The sequence below is a fragment of the Ensifer sp. LC11 genome (assembly GCF_001695835.1).
GTDB lineage: Bacteria > Pseudomonadota > Alphaproteobacteria > Rhizobiales > Rhizobiaceae > Ensifer.
The window spans coordinates 412,207-432,558 of the sequence record NZ_MBSO01000012.1; the positions used below are offsets into that span (position 1 = coordinate 412,207).

Consider the following 20,352-nt stretch of genomic DNA (forward strand, 5'->3'; position numbering starts at 1 on the left):
GCTGCAGGGCGACCCTGGAGCGATGACGTTCGTCGTCTGCTGAGGGGGCAATGAACAGAGATGCGCGAAAATCTAAAGAAGAGAGCCGCTCGCATTCTTGAGGACGAGAGCGGTAACTTTGCCATTCTGACAGCGCTGCTAGCCGTACCGCTGTTTGGCGCTGCTTCCGTTGCCATCAACCTGGCCCGGATCAACCTCGAAACCGCCAAGATGCAGGCAGCGCTCGATGCTGCGGCCTACTCAGCGGTCAAGTCTTACGGTGAGGGCGAGACGGCGGCTGATGCGACGGATGCGGCAAACAGCGTCTTCTTCGCAAATTTCGGCCAGCCGGAGACTGTCGATCAAATCGCACCGGAGAGCGGCATAGCTGTGGCGACGCAGCCTATCCAGGTCGCCTTCGGTGCTGTTGGCGTGGAGACCACGGCGACGACGACCTATGCGCTGAAATACGATCCGCTTTTCTGGGGCTTGCAGCCCTACACGATAGACCGGGAAAGCGTTGCTGCGAGCATGCCGGGAAGGGAAGCATGCATCCTTGCCCTGCATCGGACGGCGAGCCGCGCGTTCGAGGTCAGCGGTGGTGCGAGCGTCGATACGTCGGGTTGCACCATTACTTCGAACTCGAACGATGCCCAGTCGATCTATCTCAGCGGATCGGCCACGTTGCGGGCCGAATGTCTTTACACGGCCGGCAAGGTGTCGGCGTCGCTTGCCGATCTCGAGCTGGCCTGCGGCAAGGCGGTAGAGGAGGTGGCGCCGATTGCGGACCCGTTCCGCTTCAAGAAGATGCCGACCGCTGCAAGTTGGGTCAGTCTCGGCGGATGCGGGCAGAATTTCGTGGGCGGTGGTGGCGGCAATGGTGACTGCAACGGCACCGGCAAGACCCCGAACAACGCGCCCGACACCTATCGCGTCGAGCTGAAACCCGGAACCTATGGCGAGCTGGAAATCAAGGGCAACGTTTTTCTGCGACCCGGGGAATACATCATTGATGGCGGCAACCTGAAGTTCACCAGCCAGTCGGTGGTTGGCGCAGACGGTGTCACCTTCTTCCTGCTGAACGGCGCCCAGCTCGACATCCACGGCGGGGCGACCTTCCAGATAAGCGCGCCAGCGACCGGTGACTGGGCGGGGTTCTCGATCGTCGCCGGCAGGAACAATACGGCCGCCGCCACCATCAACGGCAACAGCGCCTCGTCGCTTACCGGCATCATCTACATGCCGGCGTCGCGCGAGATCCAATATGCCGGCAATGGGGCCACCGGGGGCGAGTGCGTGCGCATCATTGCCCAGGAGATCACCATGATCGGCAACAGCAGCTTCAAGCTGGATTGCAAGGCGGTGGTCGCCAACAACGCCATCAACAATCCCGGTGCGATCCGGCTGGTCAGGTAGAAACGTCATAGTGCCAACCGTGCGGCCACGCTGTTTGCAGAGTGCGGCGAGCATGAAAAAACCGGCCCTTTCGGGGCCGGTTCTTCATGGCTTTCGGCATATAGTCCGGGTTGTTCCTTTGCGCCGAGGCGATCAAGGGACAAAGATGCAAAGTGCTACAGAGACCTTCGCGTGGATCAGAAGCGGATGGCTACGCCGATGATCGGGCCCTGCTGGACCGTGTCGAAAATGAAGCCGTCATTGTCGTAGTCGACACCGAGCGCGCGATAGCCGACGATGGCCGAGATCGTATCGCTGAACCGGTAGCCGAGGCCGAGTGCGGCATCCCAATCTATATCGGCGCCGCCACCGCCGACGAGGCCCCAGCCGGTCAGGTAGATTTCCGGCGTCAGATAATAGGCGCCGCGCAGACCCACCATACCGTCGACCCAGGTCTTGCCGTCGTCGCGGCTGACACCGTCGAGCGGGCCGCCATGGAAGGAAATGGTGGTATCGACCGACCAGACCTTCACGCCACCGACGATGTCGAGATGCGATTGCTGATCCTCGAACACGGTGTAGCCGGCGGCGAAAAGGCCGGCGAATGTTTCTGAGTCGACCTCCACATTGTCGGTGAAGATGCCGCGCGCCTTGCCGTCGCCGGAAACCTTGGAATAGGCCAGGTCGGTGAAGACGCTGAAGCGGTCCTTACGGGCTTCGGCGATCGCCATGGCACCGAAATCGAGATTGTTCCAGATGTCGCCGAAGTCGGAGTCGATGTGCACAGGCGGGAGCCCGAACTGCGCGGTGTCGCCGGAAAGACCGGCGATCCAGAAATAGGGGGCGATGGTAAACTGCCAGCCGCTCTCGGTTTCTTCGACCGGCGCCGCTGGCGCCATCAGCGGCGTGATGTCTGCCGCATGGGCCGATAGAACGGACGCCAGGCTCAGGCAGGCCGCAAGGCCCAGTCGCGCAGAGATACTCATGATACGCCTCCCGCTGGGGCAGCTCCCGGTAAGGCGTGGAGCGCCTTTCCCCCCGGACCTGCATACTTTCAACATGCGATGCGCAACAGCAGACGCCGTCGCGTCCAACAGGGTCATCATTATATAAGATTGTTCGAATGCAACTTGTTTCGCCCCGCTGCGCCAGCCGAAGCGGGCAGAACGGACCCCCTCTGTTGCATCGGCCACACAGTCGCGCTGTCTCGGCCACTGCATGTGTCCTTTCATCGCAGTCGATCAAGGGACAAATACATGCAGCAACTCAAAGTGCTAGGGCGACCGTTGCGCGTCTCACGAGACGTGCGGCGCCGCAGGTGATTTCTGGCCGTGGTCGCCTGGACAGGCGGTGTCAGCTCTCTTCGGGCGTGGAGAACGGAAGCTTCGATTTCAGCCATTCGAGCACGTAGACGCGCAGGGCCGAGGAGAGGTTGCTGTCGGGCGCGCGCTGGTCATCGATCTCGGCGATGAGCTGGGCAAGCGGCATCGCTCTTACCGCGGCAATCGCCTTCAGCTCCTGCCAGAAGGCGTCCTCGAGCGAGAAGCTGGTGCGGTGGCCGTGGAGCGTCGCGGAGTGCTTACGGATCATCGCGCTGCCTCTGGATCACGATGACGTGCATGGATGCGATCGGGACGCGGGCGGAAGACCACACATAGTGTTGCTCGTCCCGCTCCGGGAGTTCTTTAAGGGCCTGGCACATCGATTCGGGAAGCTGCCGCAAGTCCTTGCTCCGGAATCGCTTTTTCGATGAAAGAGGAGGGCGGCTCAGCTCTCGCTGCCGTCGCCGTCATCCTTTGTCGGGCGCTGCAGCCGACCTTGGTCGAGGCGCTTGTCCGCCTTGTCGTTCAGTGCCTTCGTCAAGGATTTTTCGGCCTTGTTGCGGCCAAAGGAGATGCGGTTCTGTTCGGCCTGCTTTTCCTTTTCCGTGCGCTCACGGCGCTTGCGGAACTGGCGCAGATTGACGACGTCGCCGGTCATGAGCCGCCGCTCCCCGAAACTTGATCAGTTCTTCTTGCGGAAGGAATCGAGCGAGACGACGGAACCGCCGCCGTTCTTCGGCTCGGTCGGCTTGTCTTCCTTGGCGGAGGCCTCGCCATTTTCCTCAGGAACGGGATAGGCGGTGATTTCAGCCGATTCCGGTTCCTCTTCCTCGCCGGCCGCCACATCGAACTCCAGCTCGAAATTGACCGAGGGATCATAGAAGCCACGGATGGCGTTAAACGGGATGACCAGCCGTTCCGGCGTGTCAGAGAAGGAAAGGCCGATTTCGAAGCCGCCTTCGGTCACCTTGAGCTCCCAGAACTGGTGCTGGACCACGATGGTCATCTGTTCCGGATACTTTGCCTTGAGGTGCTGCGAGATGCGCACGCCAGGCGCGCCGGTGAGAAAGGTGATGAAGAAATGGTGCTCGCCAGGCAGGTGGCCGGTCGTTGCGACTTCCGTCAGAACCTTGCGGATGACGCTGCGGAGCGCGTCCTGTGCCAGAATGTCGTAGCGGATATGGTCCTGGCCCATGAGCGTCCCGTCTTTCTCGAACTCAATCTTACTTGTCTGCAGCCGGCTATGACATGCTGCCGTCGGCTTTTCATTGCCCGTCTCGATGAGACGAGTCAATTATTCAAGCATCTATAGACCATTTCGAAGCGGGGGAGAAGGTGAAGGCTTCTGTTGCCAGGTGCCTTCGGACCCCGCCTTACGGTGCTACCCGGAAGGACTTGATTTGAAGTGTCGCACCGCGATTAAGCAGCGAGACGTGCTTCAGCATAGTTGTCGTTTGCAACTATAAGTTTAGCCCGATAACGGTGGTACAATGCCGAGCAAAAAGTCGATCTTTACGCCCTTGTCGATCCTATTTCGCCCCCATCAAAAGCCGATCGCCAAGGATCGGTTTTTGGTGGAGGCGCCGGGTACCGCCCCCGGGTCCAATGGGTTTATTTCATCGCCCGTTTATTGCCATAGCCGCCCGAAGACGGCACCGTTCATATAGGTCTTTCCGGCGCTCAAGAAAAGGGGGATGTGTCGGATATATGACTTTGTCCCGGCCTGCCCGGCGCCGAACTGCCTTGACTTGCCCGGCATCCATGAAAAACTCCCGCTGCTCAACGCGGCCGGCGAAACCTGGCTGCCGTTTCGAAAAGCAAAAGCAACCTGGAGGCCTCATGACGGACTACCTCGCAGATGTGCAGAAATATGACAATGGCGCCGACGAAGCCGTTGTGAACAAGATCGTGCGCCACCTCGGCATTGCGCTGCGCAACAAGGATTCCTCACTCGTTTCGGCAACCGATCCGAAGGAGCTTGAGCGCGTCAAGGAGAAATGGTGCGAAAAGAAGCTCGGCATCAGTGGCGCGGATGCGGACAAGGCGATCGAGGCTACCGTGAAGGCGATGTCGGCCGACCGCTCCAAATCGCGCGTCACCTTCTACTATCTGGTGGCCAAGAACCTCGGAAAACTGCAGACGCTGTAGTTTAGTAAAACAACGCGGTATGCGGGCGAAAAAGCCACAGGCGTCCTGCCGTATTCCGCTCTTTGGCCGAAATCTCAGGGATAATTCTCCCTTGGTCATTGGTTCGCCGCCGGCTTCGTCCTAAATTTGGGGACGTTTACGAATCGGCGGCGCCAGACCATGCAGCAATATCTCGACCTTCTCGACCACGTGATGAAGAACGGAAGCGACCGGGGCGACCGGACGGGCACGGGCACGCGCTCGGTCTTCGGCCATCAGATGCGCTTCGATCTCTCCGAAGGCTTCCCGGTGCTGACGACCAAGAAGCTGCACCTGCGCTCGATTATCCATGAGTTGCTCTGGTTCCTGAAGGGCGACACCAATATCGCCTATCTCAAGGACAATGGCGTCACCATCTGGGACGAATGGGCCGACGAAAACGGTGACCTCGGCCCGGTCTACGGTTACCAGTGGCGCTCCTGGCCAGCGCCGGACGGGCGCCACATCGACCAGATCGCCGGCCTCGTCGAAAGCCTGAAAACCAATCCGAACTCGCGCCGCCACATCGTCTCGGCCTGGAACCCGGCGCTGGTCGACGAGATGGCGCTGCCGCCCTGCCATTGCCTGTTCCAGTTCTACGTCTCCGACGGCAAGCTTTCCTGCCAGCTCTATCAGCGCTCGGCCGACATCTTCCTGGGCGTGCCCTTCAACATCGCATCCTATGCGCTATTGACGATGATGGTGGCGCAGGTGACGGGCCTCAGGCCAGGTGATTTCGTGCACACGCTCGGCGACGCGCATATCTACCACAACCATTTCGAGCAGGCGCGGCTGCAGCTGACCCGCACGCCGAAGGCGCTGCCGCAGATGCAGATCAATCCTGAGGTGAAGGACCTGTTTTCTTTCCGCTTCGAAGACTTTAGGCTCGTCGGCTACGAAGCCGATTCAAGCATCAAGGCGCCGATCGCCGTCTGACGTATGCGGGCATTGCGGGCACGCAAGCCTGCATTCCTGAACTTCGTTTCTTGCGCTTGTGCCGCGCTGTTCTTTGGCGCGGCGCGGCAGGCGCCTTCGTCGCTTCAAGCCGAGGGGCCGGCGATCCAATGCTCGGGCACGGCGGGGAGGGCTGCCGTCCAAGGGAGGTATCGATGCTCACACTGATCCATGCGCCGCTGTCGCGTTCGTCGCGCATCGTCTGGCTGCTCGAGGAGCTCGGCGCCGAGTACGAGATCCGCTACGTGTCGATCCGTCGTTGGGATGGCTCGGGCGAGCCCGACGACAACAATCCGCATCCGCACAAGCAGGTGCCCGCACTCATTCACAACGGGACGGTGATCTGGGAGTCGGCTGCCGTCGTGCAGTATCTCACCGACCTTTATCCCGATTGCAGCCTCGGCCGGCCGCCCGGCCACAAGGAGCGCGGCGCCTATCTCTCCTGGCTTGCCTATTATGCAGGCGTGATCGAGCCGACAGCGCTCGCCCATATCTCCGGCGCCACCATCAACAATCCGGCGCAGGCCCGGCTCTACGGCGAAATGTGCGCCCATGTGATCGACGTGCTCACCCGGCGAACCTATCTGCTTGGCGAAACGATGAGTGCCGCCGACCTGCTTCTGGCAAGCGCGCTGCAATGGATGCGCAAGATCCTGCCGGAGAGCACGGTGGTTGATCGCTACATCCGGGTGGTGACAGACCGCGCGGCCTACGACCGGGCAAGGGAAATCGACAGCAAACCGCAGGGGTTCCATGACTGAAAAGAAGAACACCGATCCGAAGATCTCGATCGTCGTGGCGGTTGCCGCCAACGGCGTCATCGGCCGCGACGGCGATCTGCCCTGGCGGCTTTCGACCGACCTCAAGCGCTTCAAGGCGCTGACGATCGGCAAGCCTGTCATCATGGGGCGCAAGACCTGGGCCTCGCTCGGCCGGCCGCTGCCCGGCCGCGCCAATATCGTGGTTACCCGCAACGCCGATTTCGTCGCCGAAGGGGCCAGCGTCGTGCCTTCGCTCGATGCGGCGATCGCCCTTGCGCGCCGTGAAGCACAAGCGGCGGGCGCCGACGAGATCTGTGTCATCGGCGGTGGCGAGATCTATCGCCAGTCGATCGCGCTTGCCGATATCCTGCATGTAACCGAGGTCCAGGCGGAGGTGGACGGTGATACTCGCTTTCCGGATATCGACGCGCAAGTCTTCGAGAAGGTGTTCGAGGAAGACCTGCCGCAGGGCGAAAGGGACAGCCACGCCATGCATTTCGTCACCTTCAAGCGGCGTGCGACAGCCTGACGCGACGGATCGTCAACTATTTTGCTGACCGTAAGGGCTTCATGACTGAGACGAAGAGCCTCTATCCGAAGGTCTCGATCGTCGTGGCGGTTGCCGCCAACGGCGTCATCGGCCGCGACGGCGATCTGCCCTGGCGGCTCTCGACCGACCTCAAGCGCGTCAAGGCGCTGACGATCGGCAAGCCTGTCATCATGGGGCGCAAGACCTGGGCCTCGCTCGGCCGGCCGCTGCCCGGCCGCGCCAATATCGTCGTGACCCGCAACACCGATTTTGTCGCCGAAGGGGCCAGCGTCGTGCCTTCCCTCGATGCGGCAATCGCGCTCGCCAACCGCGAAGCGGCGGCGGCAGGCGTGAGCGAAATCTGCGTCATCGGCGGCGGCGAGATCTATCGCCAGGCGATCGGGGTGACCGATATCCTGCACGTGACCGAGGTGCAGGCGGAGGTGGATGGCGACACGCGCTTTCCTGATATCGATCCTGATATCTTCGAGAAGGTGTTCGAGGAAGACCTGCCGCAGGGCGAAAAGGATAGCCACGCCATGCATTTCGTCACCTTTAAGCGGCGTGCGACAGCCTGACGCGGCGGATCGTCAACTATTTTGAACCATTTACGGTGAACTCGGGCGTATCGCGTTGAAAGCGGTGCGGGGGATACCTATAACGGTTTCACATCATGAACGACCGTGCGGTGGCGCGGCCGTTCTGCGTGCGAAGTATTCAACAGAGAGGTTTTGATGCCCTGGAGCAATCAGAATGGCGGCGGCGGCCCATGGGGCGGCGGCGGCGGCAATCAGGGGGGGCCATGGGGCCAGGGGCCGAACCGGCCGCGTGGCGGCGGTAAGGGTGGCCCGCCGGATCTGGAAGAGATCATTCGTCGTGGCCAGGACCAGCTTAAGAACGTCGTTCCCGGCGGGTTTAACGGCGGCGTCTTTGCCATTGTCGGTCTGTTGATCGTCGGCTTCGTCCTGATCAACTCGATCTATACGGTGCAGCCGGACGAGCGCGGCGTCGAAATGCGCTTCGGCAAGCCGAAGGACGAGATTTCGATGCCTGGCCTGCACTATCATTTCTGGCCGTTCGAAACCGTCGAATTCGTCAAGATCACCGAGCAGCAGCAGAATATCGGCGGCCGCTCCAGCGGCCAGTCGAATTCCGGCCTGATGCTCACCGGCGACCAGAACATCGTCAACGTCCAGTTCTCGGTCCTCTATTCGGTCACCGACCCGAAGGCTTACCTCTTCAACGTCGAGAACCCGTCCGACACGCTGCAGCAGGTGGCTGAAAGCGCGATGCGCGAAGTCGTCGGTCGCCGTCCGGCACAGGACATCTTCCGTGACAATCGTCAGGCGATCGCCGCCGACGTGAAGAGCACGATCCAGGCGACGATGGACACCTACGGTACCGGCGTCTCCGTCAACACGGTCGCGATCGAGGACGCCGCACCGCCGCGCGAAGTGGCCGATGCGTTCGACGAAGTGCAGCGCGCCGAACAGGACGAAGACCGTTTCGTCGAGGAAGCCAACCAGTACGCCAACCAGGTGCTCGGTAAGGCCCGTGGTCAGGGTGCGCAGATCCGCGAAGAGGCGGCCGCCTACAAGGACCGCGTCGTCAAGGAAGCACAGGGTGAAGCGCAGCGCTTCGTCTCCGTCTATGACGAATACTCGAAGGCCCCTGACGTGACCCGCAAGCGTCTCTACCTCGAAACGATGCAGGGCGTTCTTGGCAAGTCGAAGAAGGTGATCATCGACGAGAAGAACGGCCAGGGCGTTCTGCCCTACCTGCCGCTGAATGAAATCGGCCGTCCGACCACGTCGGGTGCCGCCGCAGTGTCGGGAGCAGCACAGTGATCAACAACCGTACCTCCGTCATCCTGATCCTGCTCGCGGTTGTCTTCGTCGGCATCTATTCCTCGGTCTTCGTCGTCAACGAGCGCCAGCAGGCAATCGTCGTGCGCTTCGGTCAGATCAAGGACGTCAAGAGCCAGCCGGGCCTCTACTTCAAGCTGCCCTTCGCCTTCATGGACGCCGATCGTGTCCAGTACGTCGAAGACCAGGCACTGCGCTTCGATCTCGACAACATCCGTGTCCAGGTCTCGGGCGGCAAGTTCTACGAAGTCGACGCCTTCGTCGTCTACAAGATCGCCGATCCCCGTCGCTTCCGCGAAACGGTATCGGGCGACCGCGATTCTGCGGAATCGCGCCTGCGCACCCGTCTCGACGCATCGCTGCGTCGTGTCTACGGTCTTCGTGGCTTCGAGGCAGCGCTCTCCGACGAGCGTGCGTCGATGATGCGTGAAGTGCGCGCTGACCTGAAGACCGATGCCGAGTCGCTCGGTCTCAACATCGAGGACGTCCGCATTCGTCGCACCGACCTGACGCAGGAAGTGTCGCAGCAGACCTACGACCGCATGAAGGCCGAGCGTCTGGCGGAAGCCGAACTGATCCGCGCCCGTGGTAACGAAGAAGGCCAGCGTCGCCGCGCCATCGCCGACCGTCAGGTCGTCGAGATCGTCGCCGACGCGCAGCGCGATTCGGAAATCCTGCGCGGTGAGGGCGAAGCCGAACGGACGAAGACCTTTGCCGACGCCTTTGCGCGCGATCCGAAGTTCTTCGAGTTCTATCGGTCGATGACCGCTTACACGCAGTCAATCGGCAGCCCGGACACGACGCTCGTGCTGTCGCCGCATTCGGAATTCTTCCGTTACTTCAACAACTCGGAAGGCACTGCGCCGGCCGCAGCACCTCAAGCAGCGACCGGAAACTAGGCGGGCGATGTCAGACTTTCTGACAGGATTCGCTTTCTTCCTGATCATCGAGGGGCTGGTGTACGCACTGGCCCCTTTGGTTTTGGTGGAAATGGCAAAGCGTTTGCCGTATGTCCCCGAACATCAGCTTCGACTGGCGGGGCTCGTTTGCGTTGCTGCCGGGGTCGGACTTGTATGGTTGCTTCGAGGATAATGCGAAATGCCACATAAACTGCTGATCCGGCTGGTCGATGCCGAATACGCCATCACCCGCCTCAATATCGGTTCCAGCATACCGGAATGGTTGCCGGGACCGGGCTTCTGGACCGTGTCGAGCTCGCGCGAGGAGATGACGCTGGTCTGCCGCGCCGCCCGCGTGCCGTCCAGCGTCCAAAGCTCGCTCGGCTGGCGCTGCTTCCGCGTCGAGCAACACTTTGCCTTCGACGTGCCTGGTGTGCTTGCCTCCGTCCTCCAGCCGCTTTCGGATGCCGGCGTTGGCATCTTCGCCAATTCGACCTTCAGCACCGACTACATCTTCGTTGCCGGCTCCGATCTCGACAAGGCGGTACGGGCCCTGAAAGAGCACGGGCACGAACTGACCACCTGACCTGCCGCGCTAGGTCTCATCAGGCGCGCAAAGGTCGCTGCTGCGCTCTGACTTGAGGAAGCGCGTTCAGGTTGCCGGAACGACGAAACCCAGGGTGAAATGGGCGAGCGCCCCCGCCGCGATTGCAGCGAGCGTCGCCAAAGCGAGCGTGATCGCGTAGGGTCCTTTCCCGGCGGCGGTGAAGGCCAGCACCACTTTCGTCAATAGATTGACGACCACCGCGATCAGGATCGCGGTGACTGCAGTGGTGAGATCGACGGTCGTCCCGGAAAGCCGCGCTGTTGAAAGCGTGATAGCATCGACATCCATCAGACCCGATACCGCGGCGACGACGAAGAGCATGGTCTGGCCGACCCTGTCGACCAGTACCTTCGACACCAGAATCACGCCACCGAGCAGGCCGCCAAAGCGCAGAACTTCGCTGAGTTCGAACGGATTTTCGAGTTGAAGATCCGGCGCGCCCTGCTTCTCGCTACGAAAGGCGAGCATGGCACTGGCTGCCAGCATGACCAATATGGCCGGCGTCAATGCAATCCCCAACGGCATGAGGAGGACGGGTGCGAGGGCGGCCCCGATGACGACGACGCGGATAAGCGACAGGGCTCCGGCGATCGCAGCGCCGGACGCGAGCTGCCGGCCGCTCTTCGGCGCCTCTGCTGCGAAGCGGCCAAAGGAGAGTGTCAGGGCCGTGGAGGAGGCCAGTCCGCCGGCGGCGCCGGCAAACAGGATGCCGCGGGTCGGTCCGGCAACCCGTATGGCGACATAACCGACAAAGGAGATGGCGGCGATCGTGATCGTCAGCAGCCACAACTCGAAGGGGTTCAGCACATCCCAGGGATCGACGGTCTCATTCGGCAGCAGCGGTAGGGCGACCAGGGTCATGGCGAGGAGAACGAGGGCTGCCCGGATCTCCAGCCAGGTCAATTGCCGCAAGAACCGGTGGAGTCTACGCTTGGCCGCAAGCACCACCGTTGTCGCTACCCCGCCGGCGGCCGCGATGCGCAAGTCGCCGAGAACCGCCAGCGCACCAAGTGCGAAGACGACGAAACTCGCGACGACGGTCGTTACACCATAATCATCCTCTTCCTCTGACTCTCGCTGCCTGAAAATGATGAAGGCGGTGCCATAGAGCAATAGCAGCGCCGCCGGCACGATGGGGCCGGAGAGCGTCTGGAGGTAGCCGGCGAGGCCGCCGAGGAAGCCGGCAAGACCAAACGTGCGAATGCCCGCGGTTCGGCCACCGGATGGCTGTTCACGCTCTTGCCATCCTCGCTCGCAGCCCACAAGCAGCCCGATGGCGAGGGACACGCCGAGGCGTTGGAAGATTTCGACAAAGTCCATATGGAAAGGATAGGCTTCCGGATCGCCTGGACAAGAGTCTGCGCGACACGGTCGCTTGTCTGCCGCCAGCGACGTGCTGCAACGCTTCGGTGCGGATCAGGAAATCGTGTTTGGACGCTTCCGAATTCCGCCTTATCTTCAGGGGAAAATCGGATGTCGCGCGGTCTCCGGATTGCGGCGACGACGCCCACCGCATAATCGACTGGACTGAATGGGCCAAAGGTCGAACTATGCGAGGAATCAAAGTGCTATGGCGACAGTCACACGTCCGGACGGACTGCTGGTCGCCGTGCAGGAGTGGCAGCGATGGCCGCAAGCGGTCGTCCGCCGAAACAGCGAAGGAGCTTAAGCGAATTGTCCACGCGATCGAAATCCCGAGCTCATTCGCTTGGCGCTGCCTTGGGCGTTCTGGCGCTTTCAGGCACGCTCGCCTTCAGCAGTACGGCGCTTGCCCAGACCGCTGCCGTGCGTCCGCCGACGAACGGTCCGGCCTCCGTCGCCGATCTCGCCGCCGGGTTGCTTGACGCGGTCGTCAACATCTCGACCTCGCAGAAGGTCAAGAACGACGACGACGCGCCGACCCCGCAGGTACCGGAGGGCTCTCCCTATCAGCCCTATTTCGACGAGTTCTTCAAAGGGCAGGGCGGTCAGGGCGGCAACCGACAGCGTACGGTCGATTCGCTCGGTTCCGGCTTCGTCATCGATCCCACAGGCTTCATCGTCACCAACAATCACGTGATCGAGGGCGCTGACGATATCGAGATCAATTTCGCCAATGGCAGCAAGCTGAAGGCCAAGCTCATCGGCAAGGATACCAAGACCGATCTCGCGGTGCTGAAGGTTGAGCCGAAAACGCCGCTGAAGGCCGTTTCCTTCGGCGATTCCCGCACGATGCGCATTGGCGACTGGGTGATGGCGATCGGCAACCCGTTCGGCCTCGGCGGCTCGGTTTCGGTCGGCATCATTTCGGCGCGTGGCCGCAACATCAATGCCGGCCCCTATGACAACTTCATTCAGACGGACGCGGCGATCAACCGCGGCAATTCCGGCGGACCGCTCTTCAACATGGCCGGCGAGGTGATCGGCATCAACACCGCGATCATCTCTCCATCCGGCGGCTCGATCGGCATCGGCTTTTCGGTGCCGACGGAGCTTGCCGCCAATGTCGTGCTGCAGCTCAAGGACTTCGGCGAGACGCGGCGCGGCTGGCTCGGCGTGCGTATCCAGCCGGTGACCGACGATATCGCCGAGAGCCTGAAGATGGCGTCGCCCCGCGGTGCGCTCGTTTCCGGCATCATCGAGGGCGGGCCGATCGCCCATGGCGAGATCAGGGCCGGTGACGTCATCGTCAGGTTCGATGGACGCGAAGTGAGCGAGATGCGCGACCTGCCGCGGGCCGTTGCCGAAAGTCCCGTTGGCAAGGCGGTCGACGTGGTGGTGATCCGCGACGGCAAGGAGCAGACAGTCAAGGTGACGCTCGGCCGTCTTGAGGACGGCGAAGAGCTGGCAAGCGCGCCGGCGGTAGCGACCGGCGAGGAGGGGCCGAAAGTGGACAAGCCCGAGGCGGCGCCGCTTCCCGCGACCGATGTCGTGCTCGGCATGAAGCTTGCGACGCTGAACGAGGAGATCCGCAAGAAATACGGCATTGCCGAGGATGTGGACGGTGTGGTGATCACTGAGGTCGCGCCGAACTCCGGCGCTGCGGAGCGGCGGGTCGAGCCGGGAGACGTCATCGTCGAGGTGGGACAGGAAGCGATGGGCACGCCCGGCGACGTTGCCGACCGGGTGGAGGAATTGAAATCCAGCGGCCGGCGCAATGCGCTTCTGATGCTCTCCAACAAGACCGGTGAACTGCGCTTCGTCACGGTGCGGGTGGAATAGGCTTTCCCAGTGGTACGGCTGTGGCAAGTTTTCGGGTGCCGCAGCGAAGGTGATTGCCGAATCTTTTCAAATCCATCGTCCGTTCGGCTGACAGGCTGAATCCGTTCCTTCAGGTTTTGATTCAAGACTGAAATCGGTGGCGGTTGGTGTTCTCCATCCGCCCCTCATCCCGCTGCCGCGACCTTCTCCCCGCGCGCGGGGAGAAGGGGCACCGCCGCACCCGCTTGCGTGCGCCAACAGTTCCGGGTTTTCCCCTCGACACAGCGCGGTTGCAAGGGGCGTGCGCTGTGCGCGTATCTTTGGAGTTGGATGCGATAAGTGGGACGAAGCGGCTGGTGTAGGTAGCGCAGGTATTGATTTCCCTGCAAGGTTGTCCTTACACCTAGCGAACTGGGGTCGGACAGATCCTATTGCGCCGGGGGAATTTGATGACGGACAGCCTTGAGAAGGTCGTATTGCGCGCAGGCTTCTGGCGACGAGCCATAGCGTTCCTCATAGACTTTACGCTTGTCGCCCTGCCGATGCAGGCCGCGGTCATCGTGCTGTTCATGCTAACCGGCGGAGCCGTGCAGGGCAGCTTTGGTTTCCACTACATGGTTTGCCAAGATCTCGGTGATCTTCCGATAGTGCCCACGCCACGACCACCAGCCGATTACAATAGCGTCGTTGAATGCCGGGTTACGTTGGCTGGGTTCGACCTGAAAAGAACGTTGACGGTCAGCAAGGTTACCGTTGAAGCTGGGACCACGACCCGGATTTCGCAGACTTATTATCTGGGAGCAGACGGGAAGCAGCGCGATGTGTGGCCCGTCGACTTCTTCGGCTTTCTTGTCTTTCTGGCGTATCTCGTGACGCTGGAAAGCCGCCGCGGCGCGACGCTCGGCAAGCAATTGCTTTCGATCCGAACGGCGAGCCATCTGGATGCCCTCGCCGTTGGCGTCCCTGTTCGTTCGGCTTTGCTGCGTTACGTCGTGATGTTTTCCGCTGTCGTTCCAGGCATGCTGGTGACGTTGGGATTTGAACTCGCTGTGGCACGTTGGGCCTGGGACCCGTTTGTTCTGCTCACCCACCCGGTCTTCGTCGGCGCCAATATTCTCGCAGGGCTCATATTCGTCGGATGGTTTGCCTGGATTACAGTGAGTGTCGTTCGAAAGCGGGACCCTGTTTACGATCGTGCCGCCGGAACATCGGTCTGGGTGCGGAATTGAGGCCGCAGACTAACAGTCGTCACTCTCTGCCGCTCTACTACATGTTTCCTTTAATCGTAGCCGTTTGAAGGACAAAAACATGCAGGAACTCAAAATTCTACAGCGACCTTTGCGCGTCTGATAAGACGCGCGGCGCTGTAGGGTGCATGCAGGACTTCCTGCGTGCCGGCTGGAAGGTGATCAGCCGCAGGGCTTCGAACAGGATTTCGATGATCGCAAGCATGGCCGCACCTCCTCTCTTTCAAGCATTTCACCGCACTTGCCCGTATTCCTCAAACGAGTTTACAGTCGGCTTCGGATAACTTGAGGTTATGCATGAAGCGCGGCCGTCTGCCCCTGACAGCGTTGCGGAGTTTCGAGGTGGCCGGGCGGCTGGAGAGTTTCACGCTGGCGGCGGCCGAGCTTTTCGTCTCTCAAGCGGCGATCAGCCGGCAGGTGCGCGAGCTTGAGGATCTGATCGGCCGGCCGCTGTTCGAGCGGCATCACAGGAGCGTCCGATTGACCGCCGATGGCCGCGCATTGCTCGGCACGCTGACGGCGGCCTTCGACACGGTGGGCGAAAGCCTCGATGCGCTCTCGGGGCGGCAGCTGTCGCAGACGCTGAAGGTCAGCGCCGAGCCCTCCTTTGCCGGTTGCTGGCTGGTGCCGCATCTGCAGCAATTTCAGCAGGAGAACCCGGACATTGATTTGGTCATCGACGCCGATACCCGGCTGGTCGAGTTTCGCTCCGGTGACGCCGATATCGCCATCCGCCACAGCGTCACCGCCCGTTCCTGGCCACGGGTCGAGGCGCGGCCTCTGGCGAAGGTGGAGATGGTCCCGATGATCGCGCCGGCGCTGGCGGCTGCCGGAAAGCCGCTCGACCGACCCGAAGACCTGCTGCAGCATGGGCTCTTGCACGAGGAGAACAGACAGCTCTGGGAACAGTGGTTCGCAGGCGCCGGTGAGGCTCCGGTCAAGCTGGAGCGCGGCGCGATTTTCGCCGATGGCTCGATGGTGTTGCAGGCGACGCTCAGGGGAAATGGCGTCGGGCTGATCGACCGCGACCACGCGCGCGACGACATTGCCGCTGGCCGGCTGATCCAGCCCTTCGATATCTCGGTGCCCTATGGCGCCTTGTTTATCGTGACGCGGCGCTTCGATGCGCTCTCGGAGGCGGCGCTGGCTTTTGTCGCCTGGGTTGAGCGGAGCTATCCTGGGGCGGGGCGCGAGAGGTGACGGATTTCGCACGCGGCCCCTCACTGTCCTGCCGGACATCTCTCCCGCAAGCGGGGAGAGAGCCGCGAGGAGAAGCGGCGCTGCCCGAAACGAAAGCCGGGTATGCCGCGCGGCTGCGACGACCTATGCAGGATCAGGAAAAATAGGCCGGCAAGATTCCATCAAAGGGCGCCTGTGTGACCGGCAAGCTTGCCTCGTGCGTCCTTCGCCCCGCTGGCGGGGAGAAGGTGCCGACAGGCGGATGAGGGGCAGCCAACGACTGGAAGGTGCGCTAGATCCCGGCCGTCGAATGCCGCTGCCGCCATTCGCCGGCACTGATGGCGTAGAGCACGTGGCGCACCAGCGCCGGCTGGTCGGCGGGGACGCGGGGGTGGTCGAAGTCGCGGCTGGCGTCGCGGTGCATGCCGAGCCGCTGCATGACGGCCGTGGAGCGGGAATTGGCGGCGACGGCGAAGGAGACGACCTCGTCGAGGCCTTTTTCCTCGAATCCGTAACGCAGAAGTTCCGACGCTGCCTCAGTGACGTAACCCTGGCCCCAATAGCGGGCGGCGAGCCGCCAGCCGATCTCGACCGTGCCTTTGGGAAAGTGCGGTTCCAGATCCGTGAGCGCGAGGCCGCAGAAGCCGATCGGCCGGTCATCGGCTCTCAGAGCGATTGCGAAGAAGCCGAGGCCCGTCTCCGCAATGCCGCGTCCAACGCGATCGAAGAGCGCGTCGGACTCCGCGCGGCTGCGGCGGAAGGGGAAGAACTCCATCACCTTGGGATCGCTGTTGATCTCGAAGAAGAGATCGCGGTCTGGTTGCTTCCAGGCCCGAATGCGCAGCCGCTCGGTTTCGGAAATGATCATCCGATGAAATCCGTCTTGCGGTAGCCCTGCAGATAGAGGAGGGCCGTCAGGTCGCCATGGTCGATGCGGACTTTGGCCTGTTCGGCGACAACAGGCTTGGCGTGCAGCGCCACACCCGTTCCGGCAAGCTGGATCATGCCGAGGTCGTTGGCGCCATCGCCGACGGCAAGGGCTTCATCCGTCGAGATGCCGAGGCGGCCGGCGATGTCCAGCAGCGCGTCGACCTTGGCCTGCTTGCCGAGAATGGGAGAGGCGACCTCGCCGGTGAGGATGCCATCTTCCGCGATCAGCGTATTGGCGCGGTTCTCGTCAAAGCCGAGCATCTCGGCGATCGGTCCGGTGAAGACGGTGAAGCCGCCGGAGACGAGGGCGGTATAGTGGCCCTTGCTCTTCATCGTGGCGATCAGCTGGCGCCCGCCCGGCGTCAGCGTGATGCGCTTGGCGATCACTTCGTCGACGACGCCAAGCGGCAGGCCCTTCAGCAGTGCTACGCGCTCGATCAACGCCGGCTCGAAGGCGATCTCGCCGTTCATGGCGCGGGCGGTGATTGCCGCCACCTTGTCCTTGAGGCCGACTTCGGCGGCGAGTTCGTCGATGCATTCCTGGCCGATCATGGTCGAATCCATGTCGGCGATCAGAAGCTTCTTGCGACGGCTTTCGGCGTCCTGCACGGCGATGTCGATCGGCGCGTTGCCAATCTGGCCACGCAGCAACGCTTCGGCCGCATCCGGGTCGGTGCCGTCGATGAGTGCGATGTCGCAGGCGACACCGTCTGCCAGCCAATAGAGGCCTGATGCCTTGACGGCTTCTACGGCCGCTTCCGCAAGCGCGGGCGTCAGAACAGGATTTGACGGATTGGCGATAAGCGTGGCAACGAGAGCCATGGACAACAACCTTGATACCGAGAGCGACGCGATCCTGATAACCGGGCCGACCGCCAGCGGCAAGTCTGCGCTTGCCGTCGAACTGGCGCGACGTCACGGCGGCGTGGTGATCAACGCCGATAGCATGCAGGTCTACGACACGTTGCGGCTCTTGACCGCACGGCCGGATGAAGCCGACATGGGCGGCATCGAGCACTGTCTTTACGGCCATGTGCCGGCGGCTTCGGCCTATTCCACCGGCGCCTGGGCGCGCGAAGCGCAGGCGCTGGTCGCGCGGCTTAGGGGTGAAGGACGCCTGCCTGTCTTCGTCGGGGGGACCGGGCTCTATTTCAAGGCGCTGACCGGTGGTCTCTCGGATATGCCCGAAATTCCGGCCGCGATCCGCGAACGGCTGCGTGAACGGTTGAAGGCGGAGGGGCCGGAAATCCTGCATCGCGAGCTTGCGGCGAAGGATCCGGAGACGGCGGCGACGCTGAAGGCGGGTGACGGCCAGCGGATCGTCCGGGCGCTCGAAGTGGTGGAGGCGACGGACAAGCCGATCCGCTTCTTTCAGCAACAGAGCGGACCCGTCATCGTCGACCCAGACCGGGCGCAGAAATTTGTCGTGCAGCCGGAGCGCAAGGTGCTGCACGAGCGGATCAACCGCCGCTTCGAAGCCATGCTTTCAGGCGGTGCGATCGATGAGGTGCGGGCGCTTTTGGCACTCGACCTGCCGCCGGAAATGCCTGTCATGAAGGCGATCGGCGTCAGCCAGATTGCGGCACTTCTGAAGGGCGAGATCGACGAGGCCGACGTGATCGAAACGTCGTCTGCGGCCACGCGGCAATATGCCAAGCGGCAGATGACCTGGTTCCGCAACCAGCTCGACGACAGCTGGCTGCGCATCGAGAGCGCCGCGGCGGTGCTCTGAGGCAAAATCAGGAAAGGACGTCGCCAATGGCTCTCAACCGGAAGCGCGTCGCTTTGAATCCGGCGCGGTGGAGGGGGCATGCGTACCTCGGCTCAAGCCGCCAAATTCAGTTGCCAGGAAACGCCGAAGCGATCGTTCACCCAGGTAAAGCGGCGGCTGAAGCCGTAATCGTCGAGCGGCATCAGCACGCCCCCGCCTTCGGCCAGCGCCGCCGACAGGACGAGGATCTCGTCTTCGCTCTGGCACTCGACAAAAAAGGAGAAGGACGGCGTGAAGTCGAAGGCATGCTTGACCGGGCTGTCGATGCACTTGACCCTCTGGGTGCCGAGCTGGAACAGCGCGACCTTGACGCTGCCTGCAGGACCCTGCTCGTCCGGACCGTAGCGCTCGACCTCCAGCACCTCGGCATTCGGGAACAGCGAGACGTAGTAGGCCATGGCGGCCTCGGCGACGCCGTCCTGGAACATCAGGAAAGGGGTGATGCTTGTGACCATGGCGCGCTCCCATCTTCGTCGGTGGTTCAACAAACCGGCTGACGGATACTACCCCGGGATGTCGCCGTGACAACGGCTGGGTCCCGGCAAAGTTCCCTTGCGGGATACGCACCTGGCCGGCTCAGTCGGGCCAGAAGCGGCCACAGCACCAGTCTGATCCCGATGATGCTGGCCGCAACCAGCTCGGCGACAGCTGGCAGCGAACCGGGAATGCTGATGCCGTGCTGTAAAGCGGGGCGACTTGCAGGTTCGGGCGGCGCATGCCATGTCCCAATGATGACAGACGAGCAGAAAACTTCTCCTGACAGTGCGGAAATCCGCCTTTCTCCCGATGAAGCCGTGGTGCTTTTTGAACTTCTGTCGCGCTGGAGCGAAGAGAACGTGGCTCCAACGCCGGACGCTGCCTGTTTCGAAAGCACGGCGGAATGCGCGGTGCTGCTCGGACTGCTGGCAGGTCTTCAAAAACAGCTGGTCGCACCCTTTCGCGAAGACTACGCCGCGATCGTAAAAGCGGCACGCCGCCGCCTGGTGCCATCGTGGGACTATGCTGATCTCAGGGGGTGATTGGCACGCTGGTGCCGGTGCCCGTGCTTCATCGGTCGGGCTCAGTCAGGCCAGCAGCGACCACAGCACCAGTCCAATCCCGATGATGCTGGCTGAAAAGAGCACCGAGCGAAGCACCGGAATGCCAATCGCATAGGCGAGCCAGAAGGCGATCCGCGCCGAAAGCCAGAGGATCGCGCCGGCTTCCGTCATCCCGTTGCCCCTACCTGTGATTTCGACCGCAAGCAGCGCGGACGAAGCGAAAGGGAATGTCTCGAGGAAATTTGTCTGCGCGCGTTTCAGTCGGCCGACCAGGGGTGTTGGCCGCGGCATTGCCGCCTCGCGCGAGGAGAGCGACCAGGCCAGCCCATGTTGGCGGGTCTGGAATTGGGCTGCGACGAAAACCTGGACGATGCCGAAGATGCAGCCGAGCGCCAGAACGGTCATCTCCACACTCATCGCTGCGCTCCGAAAGCCGTCTCCAACCTCGCTTTTCTGGGCGCTTGCGCCGTTGCAGCCATCGTGCCGTCCTCCCGCATTGATTGCTGAAAGCAGGCTAACTCTCTGGTA

At 62.2% G+C, this 20,352-nt stretch carries 25 protein-coding genes and 1 other RNA gene; 15 read left to right on the plus strand and 11 right to left on the minus strand.

The window, feature by feature from the left end:
- The first annotated feature begins 60 nt into the window (after positions 1 to 60).
- Entirely contained in the window at positions 61 to 1,395 is a 1,335-nt protein-coding gene (locus tag BBX50_RS10615) for a pilus assembly protein TadG-related protein (protein ID WP_065775261.1), read from the plus strand.
- 176 nt (positions 1,396 to 1,571) lie between these two features.
- Here BBX50_RS10615 and BBX50_RS10620 read toward each other — a convergent pair whose 3' ends face one another.
- The 5 genes from BBX50_RS10620 to ssrA form a co-directional block, all read right to left on the minus strand.
- Entirely contained in the window at positions 1,572 to 2,273 is a 702-nt protein-coding gene (locus BBX50_RS10620; RefSeq protein ID WP_244513139.1) for a hypothetical protein, read from the minus strand.
- A gap of 454 nt (positions 2,274 to 2,727) precedes the next feature.
- Positions 2,728 to 2,964, minus strand: a complete 237-nt coding sequence (locus tag BBX50_RS10625; RefSeq protein WP_065775263.1) for a ribbon-helix-helix domain-containing protein — start codon at positions 2,962 to 2,964, stop codon at positions 2,728 to 2,730.
- A 177-nt stretch (positions 2,965 to 3,141) separates the two neighbouring features.
- Positions 3,142 to 3,354, minus strand: coding sequence for a DUF4169 family protein (locus tag BBX50_RS10630; protein WP_065775264.1), 213 nt, complete (start codon positions 3,352 to 3,354; stop codon positions 3,142 to 3,144).
- A gap of 24 nt (positions 3,355 to 3,378) precedes the next feature.
- Positions 3,379 to 3,891 (minus strand): SspB family protein, encoded by a 513-nt coding sequence (locus BBX50_RS10635; RefSeq protein ID WP_065775265.1) that lies wholly within the window; start codon positions 3,889 to 3,891, stop codon positions 3,379 to 3,381.
- A gap of 139 nt (positions 3,892 to 4,030) precedes the next feature.
- Positions 4,031 to 4,389, minus strand: a transfer-messenger RNA (tmRNA) gene (gene ssrA / locus BBX50_RS10640).
- A 146-nt stretch (positions 4,390 to 4,535) separates the two neighbouring features.
- Between ssrA and BBX50_RS10645 the strand changes: the two genes are divergently transcribed.
- From BBX50_RS10645 to BBX50_RS10685, 9 genes are all read left to right on the plus strand, one after another.
- A complete protein-coding gene (locus BBX50_RS10645) occupies positions 4,536 to 4,844 on the plus strand; it encodes a DUF2853 family protein (protein ID WP_065775266.1) in 309 nt (102 codons plus the stop codon).
- A gap of 159 nt (positions 4,845 to 5,003) precedes the next feature.
- Positions 5,004 to 5,798 (plus strand): thymidylate synthase, encoded by a 795-nt coding sequence (locus BBX50_RS10650; RefSeq protein ID WP_065775267.1) that lies wholly within the window; start codon positions 5,004 to 5,006, stop codon positions 5,796 to 5,798.
- A gap of 173 nt (positions 5,799 to 5,971) precedes the next feature.
- Entirely contained in the window at positions 5,972 to 6,577 is a 606-nt protein-coding gene (locus BBX50_RS10655; RefSeq protein ID WP_065775268.1) for a glutathione S-transferase, read from the plus strand.
- Positions 6,570 to 7,106 carry a dihydrofolate reductase gene (locus BBX50_RS10660; protein WP_065775269.1) on the plus strand — a complete coding sequence of 179 codons (537 nt, stop codon included), beginning with the start codon at positions 6,570 to 6,572 and terminating at the stop codon, positions 7,104 to 7,106. Before BBX50_RS10655 ends, BBX50_RS10660 begins: the two co-directional genes overlap by 8 nt.
- A 41-nt stretch (positions 7,107 to 7,147) precedes the next feature.
- Positions 7,148 to 7,684, plus strand: a complete 537-nt coding sequence (locus BBX50_RS10665; RefSeq protein WP_065775270.1) for a dihydrofolate reductase — start codon at positions 7,148 to 7,150, stop codon at positions 7,682 to 7,684.
- A 156-nt stretch (positions 7,685 to 7,840) separates the two neighbouring features.
- Positions 7,841 to 8,953: an FtsH protease activity modulator HflK gene (hflK, locus tag BBX50_RS10670; RefSeq protein ID WP_065775271.1), complete on the plus strand. Its 1,113-nt coding sequence runs from the start codon at positions 7,841 to 7,843 to the stop codon at positions 8,951 to 8,953.
- Positions 8,950 to 9,870 (plus strand): protease modulator HflC, encoded by a 921-nt coding sequence (locus tag BBX50_RS10675; RefSeq protein ID WP_065775272.1) that lies wholly within the window; start codon positions 8,950 to 8,952, stop codon positions 9,868 to 9,870. The genes hflK and BBX50_RS10675 overlap by 4 nt, the downstream gene beginning before the upstream one ends.
- A gap of 7 nt (positions 9,871 to 9,877) precedes the next feature.
- Entirely contained in the window at positions 9,878 to 10,063 is a 186-nt protein-coding gene (locus BBX50_RS10680; RefSeq protein ID WP_034792618.1) for a DUF2065 domain-containing protein, read from the plus strand.
- Between the two features lie 6 nt (positions 10,064 to 10,069).
- Positions 10,070 to 10,456 (plus strand): ACT domain-containing protein, encoded by a 387-nt coding sequence (locus tag BBX50_RS10685; protein WP_065775273.1) that lies wholly within the window; start codon positions 10,070 to 10,072, stop codon positions 10,454 to 10,456.
- Positions 10,457 to 10,522: 66 nt separating this feature from the next.
- Here BBX50_RS10685 and BBX50_RS10690 read toward each other — a convergent pair whose 3' ends face one another.
- The gene (locus BBX50_RS10690; protein ID WP_065775274.1) at positions 10,523 to 11,797 is read right to left on the minus strand and encodes an MgtC/SapB family protein; all 1,275 of its coding nucleotides are present in this window, start codon (positions 11,795 to 11,797) and stop codon (positions 10,523 to 10,525) included.
- Positions 11,798 to 12,103: 306 nt separating this feature from the next.
- Here BBX50_RS10690 and BBX50_RS10695 point away from each other — a divergent pair, with 306 nt between their 5' ends.
- Both BBX50_RS10695 and BBX50_RS10700 read left to right on the plus strand, forming a co-directional pair.
- Entirely contained in the window at positions 12,104 to 13,678 is a 1,575-nt protein-coding gene (locus BBX50_RS10695) for a DegQ family serine endoprotease (RefSeq protein WP_083213620.1), read from the plus strand.
- 428 nt (positions 13,679 to 14,106) lie between these two features.
- Entirely contained in the window at positions 14,107 to 14,886 is a 780-nt protein-coding gene (locus tag BBX50_RS10700) for an RDD family protein (protein WP_065775276.1), read from the plus strand.
- Between the two features lie 97 nt (positions 14,887 to 14,983).
- Here the strand turns inward: BBX50_RS10700 and BBX50_RS30930 are convergent, their stop codons facing one another.
- Positions 14,984 to 15,109 (minus strand): hypothetical protein, encoded by a 126-nt coding sequence (locus BBX50_RS30930; RefSeq protein ID WP_274533995.1) that lies wholly within the window; start codon positions 15,107 to 15,109, stop codon positions 14,984 to 14,986.
- A gap of 92 nt (positions 15,110 to 15,201) precedes the next feature.
- Between BBX50_RS30930 and BBX50_RS10705 the strand changes: the two genes are divergently transcribed.
- Complete coding sequence (locus BBX50_RS10705) at positions 15,202 to 16,104, plus strand: LysR substrate-binding domain-containing protein (RefSeq protein ID WP_065775277.1); 903 nt, start codon at positions 15,202 to 15,204, stop codon at positions 16,102 to 16,104.
- A gap of 271 nt (positions 16,105 to 16,375) precedes the next feature.
- Here the strand turns inward: BBX50_RS10705 and BBX50_RS10710 are convergent, their stop codons facing one another.
- Together BBX50_RS10710 and serB are read right to left on the minus strand one after the other, a co-directional pair.
- Positions 16,376 to 16,951 carry a GNAT family N-acetyltransferase gene (locus BBX50_RS10710; RefSeq protein WP_065775278.1) on the minus strand — a complete coding sequence of 192 codons (576 nt, stop codon included), beginning with the start codon at positions 16,949 to 16,951 and terminating at the stop codon, positions 16,376 to 16,378.
- Positions 16,948 to 17,835 carry a phosphoserine phosphatase SerB gene (serB, locus tag BBX50_RS10715; protein ID WP_065775279.1) on the minus strand — a complete coding sequence of 296 codons (888 nt, stop codon included), beginning with the start codon at positions 17,833 to 17,835 and terminating at the stop codon, positions 16,948 to 16,950. The genes BBX50_RS10710 and serB overlap by 4 nt, the downstream gene beginning before the upstream one ends.
- On the opposite strand from serB, the gene miaA reads away from it, so the two are divergent.
- The gene (gene miaA, locus BBX50_RS10720; protein ID WP_065775280.1) at positions 17,834 to 18,745 is read left to right on the plus strand and encodes a tRNA (adenosine(37)-N6)-dimethylallyltransferase MiaA; all 912 of its coding nucleotides are present in this window, start codon (positions 17,834 to 17,836) and stop codon (positions 18,743 to 18,745) included. The genes serB and miaA overlap by 2 nt on opposite strands.
- A gap of 92 nt (positions 18,746 to 18,837) precedes the next feature.
- Here miaA and BBX50_RS10725 read toward each other — a convergent pair whose 3' ends face one another.
- Positions 18,838 to 19,239, minus strand: coding sequence for a VOC family protein (locus BBX50_RS10725; protein WP_065775281.1), 402 nt, complete (start codon positions 19,237 to 19,239; stop codon positions 18,838 to 18,840).
- Positions 19,240 to 19,404: 165 nt separating this feature from the next.
- Here BBX50_RS10725 and BBX50_RS10730 point away from each other — a divergent pair, with 165 nt between their 5' ends.
- On the plus strand, positions 19,405 to 19,803 hold the full coding sequence (locus BBX50_RS10730; protein ID WP_244513128.1) for a hypothetical protein: 399 nt from the start codon (positions 19,405 to 19,407) through the stop codon (positions 19,801 to 19,803).
- 45 nt (positions 19,804 to 19,848) lie between these two features.
- On the opposite strand, the gene BBX50_RS10735 is transcribed toward BBX50_RS10730, so the two are convergent.
- Complete coding sequence (locus BBX50_RS10735) at positions 19,849 to 20,241, minus strand: MAPEG family protein (RefSeq protein ID WP_065775282.1); 393 nt, start codon at positions 20,239 to 20,241, stop codon at positions 19,849 to 19,851.
- Between the last annotated feature and the right edge of the window lie 111 nt (positions 20,242 to 20,352).